The following is a 17,254-nucleotide window of genomic DNA, read 5'->3' as shown; positions in this document are numbered from 1 at the left end:
ACTCCTGACTCCTGACTCCTGACTCCTGACTCCTGACTCCTGACTCCTGACTCCTGACTCCTGCTTCCAGAGTTTACCCCGTTGACAACCAGTAGCAGACATTTTTTCCCCAAATTCCCATTCTCACCCATTAAACACCAGCCCCAGCATTACCCACACATTAGGATTACTGGTAAAGACAGTAGATCAAAAGTAGTCAGAATATTTAAAAGAAGTCCGGATTGGACATTAGCAATTAGGGATTAAGTTATAGGAAGCGGGACTTGAGAACAGGGAAGAGAAATTTTTTCCATTAACATCAAGTATCATACCGCAGACTAAATTTGATTGTCATGTTTACAGCCAATGATAAAAGCCAAACTCAGAAATTTGCGTGTTATTGACCTCAAGTTCACAGAAGCTTCACAACTAATAGCACAATATCTAGGCTGTACTGTTTTCGGGCAATCAAAGTAAACTTTCTCGTTAGTGAAAAGCTAAGAGTCCTTAAATCAAATCAGGTATAAACTTCAGCATCTTCCTTCGTTTGGGTGTCGTCGGCAAAAACCCAAGTCTTAAATAGACCTGGATTTGATCATAAGAGGTGAAAACTTTTGTATATAAGATGGATGATGAAGGTTTGATCTCCCATAGAAGTTAACCGGATCTGACCATCTCAAAAAAAATTATCTATACCAACTCTGGTAACACAACTACAGTCCAGAGAAATTTCAGCATACCAGGGCATTAACTACTATTCCCCTATTTCCATCCTCAGTTACTCTAATGACTCAAACTTAGAAACAAACACGCATATTTACCCCAGGGGTATGAAATTCTATCCATTATTATCATCAACACCAACTCTAGCAACTCAACTACAGCCTAGAGCTATTTCTTAACGCAGATTTATAGCAAATGTTTGTGTAACTAAGGTGGAACAACCTATTACACCTGCTTTGCTGTAACCGAAATTTATCAAACATTCAAAAAACCAATAACACGACACCATCATGGAACCAAATATTAACGCCACTACACTCGCAGATAACACTCTCATTGAAGACACCACTGCCATTGAAGATATCAGTTCTAATGTAGGCATCACCTCCGAACAAGATCCTACTGCCATTGAAGATATTAGTTCTAATGTAGCCACCACATCCGAACAAGATCCTATCCCTCTTGAAAATACCACCTCCATTGTAGACACCTCCGAACAGGATATTAGCTCCAATGTAGATATTGGTTCCAACATAGATAACACTTCCACCACAAATCCCACACCTATTGAAACTTTATTCCTAACCGTTATAGATCCTATAACTGGCGAGACTAGCCTTATAGATCCTGTAACTGGCGAGATTATACCCACAGCCAACAACGATGGTTTTGTCATCAGCGGTGCAAGTGATGATCAATTAGGTTACTCAGTTAGCAATGCTGGTGATATCAACGGTGATGGAATTGGGGATGTAATCATCGGCTCACCTTTGAGTGATCCTAATGACAAATTTAACTCCGGGAAAACTTATGTAGTCTTTGGCAGCAAAGAGAACTTTCAACAAGTCATAGACCCTTCCACTCTCAATGCGACTACAGGCTTTGTGATTAATGGGGCAGGAGTTGGTGATCAATCAGGCCATTCCGTTAGCAATATTGGGGATATTAACGGTGATGGCATTGATGACCTGGCAATTGGCACACCCTTTGCTAACAATAATTCCGGGGCTGCTTATGTCGTCTTTGGTAGTAAAGACCCTAACTATTTCAGTAATCCCATCGAACTCTCCAACCTTGAACCTAGCCAGGGTTTTACCATGAAAGGTAATCAGTCTGGTGATAATGTAGGTTGGGCTGTTAGCAGCGCTGGCGATTTTAATGGTGATGGCGTTAAAGACCTATTAATTGGTGCAACTCATCCTAGTGATGACGGAACAGCTAATAAAGGAGAAGCCTATATCATCTTTGGGAAAAAAGATGGTGATTTCGCTTCAACCGTAGACATCCTGGCAATCATCAGTGATAACCCAAATAACCTGGGCTATTCCGTTAGTGATGCGGGAGATATCAACGGTGATAAGATTGATGACATCATTCTTGGTGCGCCCTCTGCTAATACCAATGGTGATAATTCTGGAAGCAGTTTTGTTATTTATGGACGGAAAACTGACTCCACAAATCCCCTTACTTCCAATATTATCAACGTCTCTAACCTCAATAGCAGCGATGGTTTTACCATCAACGGACAAGCAGGAGATCAATCAGGCTTCTCTGTTAGCAAAGCTGGAGATATCAACGGTGACGGCATCGGAGACTTGATTATTGGGGCAAAAGATGGAAATCCCAATGACAAAGAATCTGCTGGTAGAAGCTATGTAGTCTTTGGTAACAAAAACGGTTTTGGTAAGACTCTTGATGTTGCTAATCTCAATGGCAACAATGGCTTTACCATCAACGGTATTTCCAGCCTTGACAACTCCGGTTGGTCTGTCAGTGGTTTAGGAGATATTAACGGTGATAGGATTGGTGACATCATTATTGGGGCAAAAAAGGCTACTGATAATGCTGGACAAAGCTATGTTATTTATGGTAGCAAACAAGGCTTTGGAGCTACCTTTGAACTCTCAACTTTCGATACACCTGAGTACGATGGTGAAAAGGGCTTTATCATTGATGGTGCTGAAAATAGTAACTTAGGTCAGTCAGTCAGTGGTGCTGGAGATGTCAATGGTGATGGTGTTAATGATCTGATTATTGGCGCTCCCTTGGCTAATTCTCAAGCAGGTGAAGCCTATGTGATCTTCGGAACTCCTGCTGCCACATCTGCTGGTACACCTGATGTTAATCCAACTTCCACTGGCACCGGCACTGTTAGCGATTTCCTAACGCTAGTTAGTGATAATGTCTTCAATATCAAAGGCAACAACGGCAAAGCAACACTGGAAGTAAAATTAACAGGACCCAATTCCGGTCGCAATGAAATTGGAGTATTTACTGTTGATGATGCGTCTGGTAAAGTTGATGGTATTGCCCCCGATGAAGCGGGTTATGCAGAAAAAGCATTAGCAAAAGGTCAGGTAGTTTTCTCTACCCTTACTAATCTTCCTGCTGGATTTGATCCTACTAGCCTGGACAGGTTATTAAGATTTAACTCCAATGACAATTTGAGATTCTACTTGGTTAAAGACGGTTCAACCGATTCTGTACTGAGTAATAACACCTCTATTGGCAATGTCCTGTTTGCCAACCCTGCTAATCTCAAGATTACAGATTTGGGATCTGATCAGTATTCCCTAGATTGGGAAGATGGTTCTGGTAATCCTAGCGGCTTTGAGGATTTTCCGTTAACAATTCAGGCAAGTGATCGCGCTACAGCTTTGGGGACATCTCTGCAAAATAAACCACAAGGTGAATCTCTAGATTTACGGGGTATTACTGGTGCAGTAACCGCTAGTTTTACGGTTAACCGAGAAGCAAGTTACAACAATTTCATTGGTTTTTATCGCGTAGTTGATGAGAACGGCGGTATTGATACCAATGGAGATGGTACGGCTGATATTCTCCCAGGACAAAATGGCTATGTTCAAGCAGCTATTAATGGTCGTGTTTCTGACATTAGTTTAGCTGTGAACAACGGTGGAACGGCAAATTTCAATAATACGCTTCAAGGTGGCTCTATATATGTACCATTTCTTGTTGTGAATGGTACACCTGATGCCCTACTTGATAGTAATCCTAATAATAATCCAGATATTTACTTTACCTTCTTGGGTGCGAACTCAGATGGTGTAGATCATGTGCGGATGTTAGGTGATAATACCTTTGGTTTTGAGGATTTACGTGGTGGTGGTGATAAAGATTTTAATGATGTAATTGTTAAAGTCAATTTGGCTGTAGCGTAAAAGATATTTCTCAGGTTTGAGAATATTCATCAGAATCAGATCCCCGACTTCTTAGAGAAGTCGGGGATCTTGTTAGGAGTAAATAATAATTGTGTGACTGCTGTTAAAGTTTTGAGTCCTTTTAGTGAACCTGTAATTAATCGAGTCGCTGCTAGGGGTTGACGGATGAATTCCCAAGCTAAGGGTAAAGGTTGTAATGAACCGTCTGCACCAATGGCTGATGTGATATTGGGGATGTCATGATGAGCATCATCGCTAACTACTCGCAGGATGGCTATTTGTACCTGTGGAGAAACTGGTTGCTGGAAAAATTCTAGAAAAGCGTATCCTTCCATATCTACAACGTCAGCACCGGATTGTTCATATAACTGGCGTTTTTCTGTGGCTTTATATAAGAGGCGATCGCTCGTTAACCCTTTGACTAAAGATACACGATCACCAAGTTGATTATGTATATCTGCGGTGAAGGAATTATTGCCCTCTTGCAGATTTCCTTGATAAAGACAATTTTGATATAAAACAATATCTCCAACTTGATAATTTTTGCTCAAGCTACCACATAAACCCATCATCAGCATCCGATTGGCTTGACCATGGGTGAATTGTTGTAAATATTTCCGCACTGGTTCGATTCCCATTGGTATCGCTAATACCTTGGCTTGGGAACTGGGGACGCGACTTAATCCGCGACAGACGGCTTGATATTCTGCTCCCTGGGGGACTAAGATCGTAACCATTGTTATCCTAGAAGTTCTATACTAACCTGTCAGTTGTCAGTGATCAAAAGACCGATGACTAATGACCAAGGACTTAAATAATTTTATCAGATGGTAAAGACTAATAACTCAGAATCTGCCCGCGAAAGCTTCAATATTTCCAAATTAGCGATTAAGTTTTCTTGGTTGACGGTGTGTTTTTGGATAGGTATAGCGGTAGCTGGTGTCCTGGCCTTGAGTTCCCTCAAATATGCTTTATTTCCAGATATCACCTTTCCGGTAGTGGTGGTAAATGTCCAAGCACCTTTAACATCGGCCTTAGATACGGAAGAAAAACTCACTAAACCACTGGAGGAAAGTCTCAAATCACTGGTAGGACTTGAGGATATTCGTTCATCAACTTATCCTGGTCAAACTGCTGTAGTTTCCTCTTTTGTGGTGGGTACAAATTTAGAAACTGCGACTAATAAAATTTCTCAGATCGTTAATCAATTAAATCTACCTAAGAATGCCACTAAAAAAATCATCCCTTTGAATCTGAACGAATCAGCGGCTGTTAGCTATGCCATTGAAAGTTCTTCTGGGAAGATTGATAATTTACAGCAACTGGTAAAAGATAAAATTGTCCCTAGCATAGCTAAATTACCAGGAGTTCTGAAAGTCTCTCTGTTAGGGGAAGTGAGTACGAATGCACCACCACCAACAGCAACAAATGGATTACCCCCAGCCGGTACTTTAATCAGGTTCAATGGTAAACAGGCTTTAGCCTTTCAGGTAATTAAAAAAGGTGATGCTAATACCTTAGAAGTAGTTAATCGGGTAGAAAAAGAAGTACAACAGCTAAGGTCTGGCTTAAAAGATGTTACTCTCACCTTAGCTGCTACCCAAGCTGAATATATCCGCAACGCCACCCATTCTACCATAGATGCCCTGATCGAAGCGATAATTTTATCAATTGTCGTCATCTTTCCCTTTTTATGGAATTGGCAAGCTACCCTAATTTCTGCCTTAGCTATTCCCATATCTTTGCTAGGGACATTTATCGTCATGGCGATATATGGCTTTAACTTAGAAACTATCACCCTGTTAGCCTTAGCTTTAGTCATTGGCTCGATAGTAGATGATGCCATAGTTGATGTAGAAAACATCATGCGGCATATTGAAGAAGGGAAAACCCCCCGCGAAGCCGCTTTAATAGCCACTAATGAAATTGGTTTAACTGTCACCGCAGCTACTTTGACAGCGGTAGCAGTATTTTTGCCTATTGGTTTAATGGGTGGTGTCATTGGTCAGTTTTTTAAACCCTTTGGGATTACCGTTTCTGCTGCCATGCTGACATCTTTGTTAGTAGCCCGAACCTTATCACCAGTCTTAGCTATTTATTGGCTTAAAGCTAAACCATCCAGTTCTCCTCAGAAGCAAAGTAAAATTTGGCTAGAATTTGATCAAGCTTATCGGAACTTGTTAGCCTGGTCTTTGCAGCACCGCTTGATAGTTGTTGGGTTAGCTATAAGTAGTTTAATTGCTGGTCTTGCCCTGATTCCCCTAATTCCCAAAGGATTTATTCCTAAACTTGACCGAGGAGAATTTAATATTGTCTATACTGCGACCTTACCTAGTCTTCCTGGGGATCTTGCACAAGGGGTGCAAGGAGGACTAGGACAACCAGGAGGACAAGCAGGACAACTGGGACAAATGGGACAAAAAGATAAATTAGGAAATTCGTCTTTATCTGCTGCGGCTTTGGCTGCTTCATCATCTTCTATTCCTTTTGCTATTCCTTTAAACGATTCTTTGGATATTGCTAAGAAACTGGAAGAAGTAGTGAGAAGGTTCCCCGCAGTGGCAACGGTATTTACTACTGTGGGTTCTCGTGAAGGTGAACCAAACAAGGGGACGCTATACGTTAAGCTCAAAGCAGAGCGAGAAGTGAAAACGGCAGAAGTACAAGACCAACTCCGTGCCGCTTTGCCAAAGTTGGCTGGTGTAACCACAAGTGTAGAGGATATTCAATTTGTAGACACCGGTGGACAAAAACCTCTGCAAATAGCTTTGCAAGGTAATGATATCAAAGCTTTGACGACAGCAGCTAAAGCGGTAAAAGCTCGAATTGAGAAAATATCTGGTTTTGCTGATGTGACTATTACAGGTGCGTCTCATCAACAAGATGGGATTTTGCAAATTGAAAGGTTGAATAATCAGCGAGTAGTTTATATCGGTGCTAACCTGGGTCAAAATTTAACTTTAGGTAATGCAACTGATCAAGTCGTAGCTGAAGCTAAAGCTGTGATGCCGGCTGGTGTGTCTTTGAATTTAGGGGGAGATTCTGCCCGTCAAAATGAGGTTTTTGGGAGTTTTGGCACAACTTTGGGATTATCGGCACTTTGTATTATTGTGGTGCTAATTTGGTTGTTTAAAAGTTGGGTAGATCCCATAGTTATTGGTCTTTCTTTACCTTTAGCAGTGGTTGGGGCGTTGCTGGCACTGCTATTTACAAAAAGTGATTTTGGGATGATATCTCTGATTGGTTTTGTGTTTCTGCTGGGGATTACTAACAAAAATGCGATTTTAATCGTAGATTACATTAATCAGTTACGGGATTCTGGACTAGAACGGACTGAGGCAATTCTTAAAGCTGGACCTGTACGTTTACGTCCCATTATGATGACAACCGCGGCAACAATTTTGGGGATGGTTCCTATTGCTTTGGGTTTAGGTGCGGGTTCGGAATTGCGATCGCCTATGGCTGTATCTATCGCTGGTGGTTTAGTAAGTTCTACTATTCTCAGCTTGTTTGTTGTCCCGGTATTCTACGCCATTTTAGATGATTGGTTTCCCAGGAAGAAGGTAAAAGGAAACGGATAAATCTTTCAGATCCCCGATTTTTTAGCTAAGTCGGGGATCTTAGTATTTTATACTATGCTGATAAAGCTTAACTTTTCCTGAAAATGTCGTCAATTTTTTTTCCTCCACTTATTCAACAAATTAATAGTGAAATCTGTGCTAATGCAGATGTTAAGTTATTCGGATTACGCCTGGATCTCATGCACTCCCAAATCAACGGTAATAAATGGTTTAAGCTGAAGTATAACCTGGTAGAAGCTAAAGAGAGGAAATTATCGACAATTCTCACCTTTGGTGGTGCTTATTCTAATCATATTTATGCTACCGCTGCCGCAGGAAATCTGTTTGGTTTTCGCACTATTGGCGTAATTCGTGGAGAAGAAAATATTCCTTTAAATCCTACTCTAGAATTTGCAGTAGCACAGGGAATGCAATTAGTATATATTGATCGTCAGACCTATAAAAAACGCCATACAGAAGAATTACAAAATCAGTTAAAACAGCGATTTGGGGAAGTATTTATTATTCCTGAAGGGGGTTGTAATTTAAATGGTATGCGTGGCTGTACAGAAATATTACAAACAGTTAAAGGATTTAATACTATCTGTTTAGCTTGCGGTACAGGAACAACATTAGCAGGGATGACACTATCATTAAATCAACCAGAAAGGGTGATTGGTTTTCCTGTTTTGAAAGGTGGTGATTTTCTCAAGGAAGATATCAATAACTTATTAACAAATTATCTAGCTTCTGATTTACCAACACCTGTTAATTCTCCCGCACCTTGGCAACTTATATCTGATTATCATTTTGGTGGTTATGCTAAAGTGACTAATAAATTAAAGCTCTTTTGTCAAGATTTTCAAGAACAATATGACATACCTTTAGATCATGTATACACAGGAAAAATGTTTTATGGAGTTATGGATTTAATCACCAAAGGGTTTTTTAAATCGGAATCTTTGCTATTAATCCATACTGGTGGTTTACAGGGGAATTAAGCGTGTAAATTAGCCTGTTCTTGTAACCAAGGATCTACAGGTTGTCCGTCTTTGCGTTTTAATTCTATTTCTATGACCATGACTTCTTTTGAACCGGGAGGTGCAGGTTTTTTATGAAATAAAATCTCAAAATCTAAAGGGTTTTGATTATGTTCTTTTAACCAATCTTGAACTTTTGTCAAGGCAAAAAATGATTGTCCTTGGGCAAACATTTGAGTAATTTGCATTTGTAATGTGTAGGGATTAATTCGACTCATTTTTATTGACTCCTTTGGTATTTATAATTATGATTATCTCACGCAGAGGCGCAGAGGCACGGAGAGGAAGATTGAGTTTTTATTCTTCGGTGTTGAAATCTACTTTATCATAAACATCTGCTAACAAGATTTGGCAGGGAATAGAAGATAGGTTTAAGCTACTATCTCCATCTGTAAATTCAGAAAATATCCATTTATTATTATCGGTTTTAAAATACTGCTCAATGTGCATTGTGTATTGGTCAATTAAAATATATTCTTGTAAGCTGGGAATTGTCCGATACGCTGCAAATTTTTCATCTCTATCATAACTTTTGGTAGATTTTGATAATACTTCTGCAATCATCACAGGATTTACTAAGGTGTCTTTTCTTCCTTGTTCATATTCTAAGGGAGTTTTCACAACCATAATATCAGGGTAGGTATGAATTTTTCTGGTGGGAATCCAAAGACGTTGATCTGTGACAAAGACTTGATAAGGTTGACGTTTAAGAAGATAATTGAGTGTACCACTGAAATTAAGTGCAAGTTGGTTGTGATTGGGTGTTCCGCCTGTCATGGGTATAATTAATCCGTTGATATATTCGTGACGTATTTCTGAGTTTACCTCTAATTCTAGGTATTCTTGGGGTGAATAGTAGCGTGTTTCTTGTGCGAGGGTCATAATTTTAATTTATAGGTTTTTTGGGTTGGGTATCGCTTCTACAAGTTTCTCAACTAAGTTATAATTATAGTCTAGCAGTTTGTTTGAATTGACAAAAAATGAGTGTCAGGACAAAAAATTTATGGTGATATTGTTATCTTTAAATTTTGAGATTACAAATCGTACAAATCTTTAAACCAATTGATAAAACCCTGCACCTTGGGAGTTTGCGGATTTAAAATATTATACTTGATAGCTTGATGTATTTGTCTACCTGGTTCATCTTGCCATGCTAACCAAGTGTAAATTTCTGCTTTATCAATATAAGATTCTTTAAATTCTGCACCTTTATTTTTTGCTTCTCTTGCTACTTCCTGAGCATATTGCCAAAGATGTTCTCCCTGTTCTGGAATCATATAACCTAAAAAGGTTTCTAACATCCCTTCGATGATATTATCTGGCATAATCCAAACACCAATTTTTTTACCATCTAATGTATTAATAATTAATCCTGTTTCTGGTATTTGTTCAGGAAGATGAGAAATACTTTCTATTTGCAAACAAGCATTTCTGATACTTTGCCAACGTAGAAAAGCATTATCATCTGCATCTACCATCAAACCTAAATGTGTACATCTTCCAGTTTGTAATTCTGTATATATCAGGTCATAAGTAATATTTTCATAACCTCCACATTCTTGAATTGATATAATTGCTTCTTCTTTTTTTGCTCCCCAATTAATTCCATTTTTTTCAATTAATTCTGGTATGACTCGTAAATCATCTTGACCTTCAACTAATAGCCTTTTGGGGTGATAATGTTTTGCCATTGCTAACGTACCTCTAATTCTCTTTCAGCAGCAATAACAATTTGTGCTTCATTAAACACTATACTTTTTTCTTTACCTTTCTCAATTCTATGAATCCTAATACCATCATCAGTTACATTTTCTTGTTGTGCAATATCAGCTAAACTTTTCCAACAATCACTATTATGTGTAGTTGCAAAAACTTGGACATTTAATTTCTTGGCTGTATCCCAAATCATTTTCCACATATCAGACATTGCAGTAAAATGAAGTCCAGTGTCAATTTCATCTACAAATAAATATCCATCTTTAGCTGATACTATAGCTAATGCGAGTCCTAAAATTCGCCAAATTCCATCTCCCATACTGCCAATTGGTACACGCTTACCATCAGCCAGAAGCACCAGAAAACCACCCCGTGAATCTGATGAATACCTCAATTTTTGAGAACTAATAGGAGCAATACGTTTAATTTTTGAGTCTATTTTATTTAATGCTTCCGCTACAATGCTCTCTTCAGGTGTCAATACTAATTGATCAAACAAATCAATCATTTCTTCTCTTGTTAAAGAAGATGATTTAACAAATTGTGTTTTCGGTGTTATACTTGCTCCTAAACTTTTTCTATTACGGAACATCATAATAGAGTTGATAAGGAGTCCACTATCAGGTGATATATATAATGATAACTTTTCTGGTGGTAGCTCATTGTTTGTCCATTCGGTAATAAAAGCAAGTTTTTTAAACGCATCTAAATATTCATTCTTTGAACTAACATTTTCTTCAGAAATATGAGTTTCATCATAACCATAGCTTGTATTATTCTCAGGTAGCGTTGCTATCAGTATATCAAGTTTTTCTTGAGTATTATTATTAATAGCTGATATAGAAAATTTGCTACCAGGTTTTATCTCGTGTCCATAAAAAAGGTGACAAATATCAAGTTGATACTCTCCTTTTCCATCATTATCCCAAAAATCTTCACCTCGATTAGTTATAATCTCCGTAAGTGGATCAAGATCAGTTCGTGAACATAAAAGTTGAATAGCTTCTAGTATTGATGTTTTACCGCTATTATTTTCACCAACCAGTAAGTTAATTCTACCTAGTTGTTGAAGTTCAAAAGATTTGAAGCAGCGAAAGTTCTCTATTTTTACACTTTTTAGCATGGTTTATCAATGAAGATAATAGAGAAATAATGACCAAGTTTATTATATCAGATCCCTGACTTATTCAAGAAGTCGCTTATCTATCCAATTACATTGCTCACAATGATATCTTAGAGCATCCTGTTGTTTAGTAGCATCTTCACCAGTTAAACGATTTTCTATTTTTATACCTATAAAATCTTGATAGTTTTTTTCTATTTTCTCAGAAATTAAAACTTCTCTTGTTTTTGGATGAATAGCTAATAAGTAGTTATCAAATAGTCTATGCAAATCTACTCTCAAAAGTAATCCGTTAGCTACATCATGAGATTCAATCTTGCTATAAGGAATAATATGTGCTGCTTCAATAATTTCCTCAATTTCACAGCCACTAATTAAACATTTATAACCATAAGTTTGTATTAATTCATTTTTAAACTCTGCTTGTCCTTCTCGTTGTGGCGGACATTTTTGTGGTTCTCCTTTGTTATTTAATAAATCTTTTATCCATTGAGGATCTTGATAATTCGACCAAATCATTTTTTTAATTTTAGGATCAAATCCTTCAGGAAATTTAGTTTCATCATTATAATATGCTCCTGTTAAAGTGCTAACATTGGTAAGTTTAGTTCTAGTTTGACTTAAATCAGTGTTGCCAAAATTAGCTTTTGCAAAATTAGCATTTACAATTGTGGATTTTGTAAATTCTGCGCCCTTCAGATTTGCACCTGTTAATTTTGCTGTTGTTAAGTTAGCTTCTGTTAAAATAGCTCCTGTTAAAATAGCTCTTTGCAATTTGGTATTTTTTAAGTTAGCTTGAGCTAAGTTGGTATTTTCTAATATAGCTTTTTTCAAATTTAATCCTGATAAGTTAGCTCTACTTAAATCTTGTCCAGAGAGATTTCTATTTCCTAATCCTTTATTAGTAATCTCCCAAATCAAATAATATTTTTGATTCATTTTGGTATTATTATCAATAATCATATCTTTTAAAAGAGTATGATCTAAACAAGCATCCGTTAAATCAGCACCAGATAGATTAGTATTTTGTAATTTTGCACCTTTAAGATTTGTACCTCTCAGGATTGCACCACTAAGGTTAGCATTTTCTAAATATGCAGAAGATAAATCTGAACCACTTAAATCAGCACCAGATAGATTAGTATTTTGTAATTTTGCACCTTTAAAATTCGTACCTCTCAGGATTGCATCACTAAGGTTAGCATTTTCTAAATATGCTGAAGATAAATTTGAACCACTTAAATCAGCAGCAATAAGATTACCATCTTGGAGATTTATTTTAAAAAGGGTTGCAGTTTTTATTATTGCTTTTTCCAAATTCACATTTTTCAAATTTGCACAACTTAAATTTGAACCACTTAATATAATTTCTCTCAGGTCTTGATTACATAATTCTGCATATCCTTCTTCGATTTCTCTTTTTCCTGTTTGTGTTTCTTTGATACTTCTTATTTTATAACCTTTATAATCAGAAAAATCCCTCCTACCTTCTTTGTACAGTTTAATAAGTGTTGTATCTCTTTTTATATTTTCCTGGATACACATATAAGCTTCAAAATTAGCTCTATATTTATTATAAATCATACAACTCCTTAAACTAACTTAATAAATAACTAACATTTGCGATTCTGTGGACTGAATATATTATACTTAATGTCTTGGTGCTTTTACGCTTAACTTATCAAATCACTAATCACGCTATGATAGTAAACAATGAAGGTTAAAGAAGTTCTAAAAATCCTAGAAGAAGATGGTTGGTATATAGATCGCATTAGAGGTAGTCACCGTATCCTCAAAAATGAAAATAAATCAGGTATTGTAGTTGTACCTGGAAAACCAAGTGATGATATTCCCATAGGTACACTTTCATCAATTTGGAAACAAGCAAAATTAGGAGAAATATAATGATTGAGTACACAGTAATTTATGAACGTGGTGAAACAAACTGGGGTGCTTATGTTCCTGACTTACCCGGTTGTGTCAGCATTGGGGATACTTTAGCAGAAGTACAGGAAAATATTAAAGAAGCTATAGAATTGTATTTGGAAGTATTGAAAGAAGATGGAAAACCTATACCTAAACCTTCTACAGAAGTTGGTAAAGTTGCAGTGACTATATAAATCCAGATCCCCGACTTCTCAAAGAAATCGGGGATCTAAATCCTATTTCAACGCTGCTAACAAATCACTTTTCGCTGTTTCCAAAGCTTCTGGTAATTTACTCGCGTCACGTCCCCCAGCTTGCGCGAGGTTGGGTTTTCCACCACCTCCACCTCCGCAGATTTTAGCTATAGTTCCCACAAATTTTCCTGCTTGTACACCTTTCTTATTCACTTCAGAACTAAAAGCAGCAACAATACTCACTTTTCCTGCTTCGGGAATAGAACCCAAAACTACTGCACCATTACCGATTTTTTGCAGCAATCTTTCCGCAGCGTCTTTTAATGATTCTGCGTCAATATCTTCCAGTTGAGAAACAATAATTTTATGTTCTCCGATTATTTCCGCAGTTTGTAATAAGCTGTCAGATTTAACAATTGCTATTTGTGATTTCAGGCTTTGAATTTCTTTTTCGTTGTTGCGAAGTTCGGTTTGTAAAGTTGTGATTCTGTCGGGTATTTCTTCAGGTTTGACTTTAAAGCGATCGCACAAATCTTTCACAACTATATCACGCACATTCAAATAATCCAATACCGCAGCGCCAGATACAGCTTCTATTCTTCTCACCCCAGAAGCAACTCCGGCTTCAGCAATGATTTTGAAAACGCCAATTTCCGCCGTATTATTAACATGAGTTCCCCCACATAACTCCATGGAAACTCCAGGGAAATCAATCACGCGCACTTCATCACCGTACTTTTCCCCAAACATTGCCACTGCACCTTTAGCTTTTGCTTGGGCTATAGGCATCTCTTCTATTGTAGCAGGATGAGCTTCGGAAATCCAACTATTTACTAATTCTTCAATTTGTTGAACTTCCTCAGCAGTTAAAGCGCGAGGACAGTTAAAATCAAAGCGTAATCTATCAAAAGAAACCAAAGAACCAGCTTGAGAAATTCCTTCATCAACAACTTTCTTTAAAGCAGCTTGCAATAAATGAGTTGCTGTATGATTAGCTTGAGCGCGACGACGACAAGCGGTATCTATTTGTGCGGTAATTTCATCACCAATTCTAATCGTACCACGTTCAACATATCCGAAATGAATAAAGAAATCAGATTCTTTTTTCACATCTTCAATTCTGACTAAAACACCATCACCAGAAATATATCCTTTATCACCAATTTGTCCCCCAGATTCAGCGTAAAATGGAGTTTTATCTAAAACAATTTGCACTTCTGTTCCTGCTTCTGCTGCTTCTTCCGAAACACCAGCAACTAATAAAACCTCAATTTTTGCAGTAGTTGTTAATTGGGTATAACCAATGAATTGTGTGGAGTGAATATGTTCTGCAAGTTTATCTAAAGAACCTTGAACAGTTAAATCAATAGTTTCGTGTGCTGCTTTTGCGCGTTCTACCTGTTTTTGCATTTCTGCATTGAAACCATCAACATCAACAGTAATGTTATTTTCTTCAGCAACTTCTTGGGTTAATTCTAATGGGAAACCATAGGTATCATAAAGAGTAAACGCACTTTCACCACTAATGGAAGTTTGTCCTTTTTGTTTTACCTCTTGGATAATTTCTGCTAACAGCTTCTCACCTCTATCAAGAGTTTTCAAGAAGTTACTTTCTTCTCTTTGCAATTCGGCTTTAATTGCAGTTTCTCTTTGTCGCAAATTTGGATAAATTGATTCCGAAAGAGAAATTGCGGTTTCTGCAACTTGGTTAATAAATTCTCCAGAAATTCCGATTAATCTCCCATGTCTGACGACGCGACGAATTAAACGCCGTAAAACGTAACCCCTACCCACATTAGAAGCGCGAATTTCATCAGCAATCATGTGAACCACAGAACGGACATGATCACCAATTACCTTTAAAGAAACTTTTGTATTTTCATCACTTTGATGATAATCAATTTTGGCAATTTTCGCTGCTGTTTCAATAATCGGGAAAATCAAATCTGTTTCATAATTATTCGGCTTCCTTTGCAGGATTTGCGCCATTCTTTCCAAACCCATTCCCGTGTCAATATTCTTGTTTTGCAACGGGGTTAAATTACCAGCAGCATCCCGATTATATTGCATAAATACCAAGTTATAAAACTCGATAAATCGGGTATCATCTTCTAAATCAATATGATCTTCACCGCGTTCTGGGTGAAAATCATAATAAATTTCCGAACAAGGACCACAGGGACCGGTAGCACCAGAAACCCAGAAATTATCATCTGCACCCATGCGTTTGATGCGTTTTTCTGTTACACCAATAGTATCGCGCCAAATTGCAAAAGCTTCGTCGTCGTCTTCAAACACGCTGACAACGAGATTCTGGGGGGAGAAACCAAAGACTTGAGTGGATAATTCCCAACCCCAAGCGATCGCCTGTGGTTTAAAATAATCACCAAAGCTAAAATTCCCCAACATTTCAAAAAATGTATGATGGCGGTGAGTCCGTCCCACATTTTCGATATCATTGGTACGAATACACTTTTGCGAAGTCGTAGCGCGTTTAAATTCCGGTGTCCGTTGTCCCAGGAATATCGGCTTAAATGGTAACATACCTGCGATCGTCAGCAGTACAGTTGGATCTTCGGGAACAAGAGAAGCACTCGGAAGCGGTTGGTGTCCCCGTTGGGTGTAGAAGTCGAGGAATAATTGACGAATATCGTTACCGCTAAGATACTGGGGAGTTGAAGACATGAGTGTTTAAGAAATCAAATTTAATTAATTTAGGAAAATCTGCACAAAGCATCATTACTATTTATAACTTATGCCAGGAAATAAGAAATATAGTTAGCTTTCAGGATCTTTGGTCAGAGTTTCCCATTACTGATTGGTATCAAATTAACGTCAATTCATATACCTTAATAATATTTCCGTGGAAAAATGCCGAAAAAAATCAGAGAATTAAAAAGTTTACTCAAAAAAGCCGGGTTTATTTACCGTTGTGCAAAAGGAAGTCATACCCGTTGGTATCATCCTTTATTACCAGAAGATCCTATTACCATCTCTGGCAAAGATGGAGATGATGCTAAACTATATATAGAAAAAGAAGTTAACGAAAAATTAGCTAAATTAAAATCAATTCAAGAGAAGGAGTTAGAAGAATGAATTTACCTTATACTATCATTATTCAATGGAGTAGTGAAGATAAATGTTATTTAGTTCATTTACCTGAATTTCCCACACAAAAATATCATACTCATGGTGATACTTATGAAGAAGCTGTGAAAAATGCTCAGGAAGTCATAGAAATGTTAATTGCTGAATATCAAGAATATGGAAAGCCTTTACCCTTAGCTAAATCTTTAGAACAATTGATTAATGTGGCTTAATTAATTTATAATCAGGTGATTAATGGTGTACTATATTATCTCAAATTAATTAATCGCCATATATTGTCTTGTACTTTATAATAATTTGCACCTGTATCAGCATTTAAGACAGCAGGACTATATATTTTTTTAAGCAAATTACCAGCATCTGACCAAATACGTTGATCTGAATATTGATTGTCTTGCTGTTGTCCTGCTATTTGAAAAAATGTCCCTATTCCTTCCATTCCTCTTGTATATCCAAATCATCTACTTTATCTAATACTGATTGAGTCAGAGATTTAAACTCTCTAAGTTGCTTTCTTGTGCGAGGAGCTTTCGCATAATTTTCTCCCCAAGTAGATATAAAATCTAAGAGGATGTTTGAAAAGTGGTATTCCGTAATTTTCATCACATTGCTACCCCCCTTTCCCCTTGTAAAGGGGGGAAACAATAAAAATCCAGTTCCCTCCCCTTTACAAGGGGAGGGTTAGGGTGGGGTAAAAAATATT

Annotated in this window: 15 protein-coding genes; 7 read left to right on the top strand and 8 right to left on the bottom strand. The window is 37.4% G+C overall.

Annotated features, from left to right (window positions below):
* Positions 1-992: 992 nt before the first annotated feature.
* A complete protein-coding gene (locus PN450_RS16830) occupies positions 993-3,884 on the top strand; it encodes a DUF4114 domain-containing protein (RefSeq protein WP_271837002.1) in 2,892 nt (963 codons plus the stop codon).
* 35 nt (positions 3,885-3,919) lie between these two features.
* Here the strand turns inward: PN450_RS16830 and PN450_RS16825 are convergent, their stop codons facing one another.
* Positions 3,920-4,621, bottom strand: a complete 702-nt coding sequence (locus tag PN450_RS16825) for a 5'-methylthioadenosine/S-adenosylhomocysteine nucleosidase family protein (protein ID WP_271837001.1) — start codon at positions 4,619-4,621, stop codon at positions 3,920-3,922.
* Between the two features lie 90 nt (positions 4,622-4,711).
* On the opposite strand from PN450_RS16825, the gene PN450_RS16820 reads away from it, so the two are divergent.
* Together PN450_RS16820 and PN450_RS16815 are read left to right on the top strand one after the other, a co-directional pair.
* Positions 4,712-7,465, top strand: a complete 2,754-nt coding sequence (locus tag PN450_RS16820; protein WP_271837000.1) for an efflux RND transporter permease subunit — start codon at positions 4,712-4,714, stop codon at positions 7,463-7,465.
* 83 nt (positions 7,466-7,548) lie between these two features.
* Positions 7,549-8,445 carry a 1-aminocyclopropane-1-carboxylate deaminase/D-cysteine desulfhydrase gene (locus PN450_RS16815; protein ID WP_271836999.1) on the top strand — a complete coding sequence of 299 codons (897 nt, stop codon included), beginning with the start codon at positions 7,549-7,551 and terminating at the stop codon, positions 8,443-8,445.
* Here PN450_RS16815 and PN450_RS16810 read toward each other — a convergent pair.
* The 5 genes from PN450_RS16810 to PN450_RS16790 all read right to left on the bottom strand — a co-directional run bounded on the left by PN450_RS16810 (position 8,442) and on the right by PN450_RS16790 (position 12,907).
* Entirely contained in the window at positions 8,442-8,702 is a 261-nt protein-coding gene (locus PN450_RS16810; protein WP_168642767.1) for a hypothetical protein, read from the bottom strand. The genes PN450_RS16815 and PN450_RS16810 overlap by 4 nt on opposite strands.
* Positions 8,703-8,781: 79 nt before the next feature.
* Positions 8,782-9,366 (bottom strand): Uma2 family endonuclease, encoded by a 585-nt coding sequence (locus tag PN450_RS16805; protein WP_271836998.1) that lies wholly within the window; start codon positions 9,364-9,366, stop codon positions 8,782-8,784.
* 152 nt (positions 9,367-9,518) lie between these two features.
* Positions 9,519-10,175, bottom strand: coding sequence for a DUF3226 domain-containing protein (locus tag PN450_RS16800; RefSeq protein ID WP_271836997.1), 657 nt, complete (start codon positions 10,173-10,175; stop codon positions 9,519-9,521).
* Between the two features lie 2 nt (positions 10,176-10,177).
* Positions 10,178-11,323: an AAA family ATPase gene (locus tag PN450_RS16795; protein WP_271836996.1), complete on the bottom strand. Its 1,146-nt coding sequence runs from the start codon at positions 11,321-11,323 to the stop codon at positions 10,178-10,180.
* Between the two features lie 60 nt (positions 11,324-11,383).
* Positions 11,384-12,907 (bottom strand): pentapeptide repeat-containing protein, encoded by a 1,524-nt coding sequence (locus PN450_RS16790; RefSeq protein WP_271836995.1) that lies wholly within the window; start codon positions 12,905-12,907, stop codon positions 11,384-11,386.
* A gap of 129 nt (positions 12,908-13,036) precedes the next feature.
* On the opposite strand from PN450_RS16790, the gene PN450_RS16785 reads away from it, so the two are divergent.
* Both PN450_RS16785 and PN450_RS16780 read left to right on the top strand, forming a co-directional pair.
* Positions 13,037-13,228, top strand: a complete 192-nt coding sequence (locus PN450_RS16785; protein ID WP_137909550.1) for a type II toxin-antitoxin system HicA family toxin — start codon at positions 13,037-13,039, stop codon at positions 13,226-13,228.
* Positions 13,228-13,443 (top strand): type II toxin-antitoxin system HicB family antitoxin, encoded by a 216-nt coding sequence (locus tag PN450_RS16780; protein ID WP_168538881.1) that lies wholly within the window; start codon positions 13,228-13,230, stop codon positions 13,441-13,443. Before PN450_RS16785 ends, PN450_RS16780 begins: the two co-directional genes overlap by 1 nt.
* 42 nt (positions 13,444-13,485) lie before the next feature.
* On the opposite strand, the gene alaS is transcribed toward PN450_RS16780, so the two are convergent.
* Complete coding sequence (alaS, locus tag PN450_RS16775) at positions 13,486-16,128, bottom strand: alanine--tRNA ligase (RefSeq protein WP_271836994.1); 2,643 nt, start codon at positions 16,126-16,128, stop codon at positions 13,486-13,488.
* A 186-nt stretch (positions 16,129-16,314) separates the two neighbouring features.
* Between alaS and PN450_RS16770 the strand changes: the two genes are divergently transcribed.
* Positions 16,315-16,539: a type II toxin-antitoxin system HicA family toxin gene (locus PN450_RS16770; protein ID WP_148766287.1), complete on the top strand. Its 225-nt coding sequence runs from the start codon at positions 16,315-16,317 to the stop codon at positions 16,537-16,539.
* Positions 16,536-16,763 (top strand): type II toxin-antitoxin system HicB family antitoxin, encoded by a 228-nt coding sequence (locus PN450_RS16765; protein ID WP_168633284.1) that lies wholly within the window; start codon positions 16,536-16,538, stop codon positions 16,761-16,763. Before PN450_RS16770 ends, PN450_RS16765 begins: the two co-directional genes overlap by 4 nt.
* A gap of 35 nt (positions 16,764-16,798) precedes the next feature.
* On the opposite strand, the gene PN450_RS16760 is transcribed toward PN450_RS16765, so the two are convergent.
* Positions 16,799-16,990 (bottom strand): hypothetical protein, encoded by a 192-nt coding sequence (locus tag PN450_RS16760; RefSeq protein ID WP_271836993.1) that lies wholly within the window; start codon positions 16,988-16,990, stop codon positions 16,799-16,801.
* Positions 16,991-17,254 lie beyond the last annotated feature (264 nt).

The organism is Dolichospermum lemmermannii CS-548 (genome assembly GCF_028330815.1).
Taxonomy (GTDB): domain Bacteria; phylum Cyanobacteriota; class Cyanobacteriia; order Cyanobacteriales; family Nostocaceae; genus Dolichospermum; species Dolichospermum lemmermannii.
The sequence above is the reverse complement of the archived record's forward strand: the minus strand, read 5'-3'. Positions and strand labels throughout refer to the sequence as shown.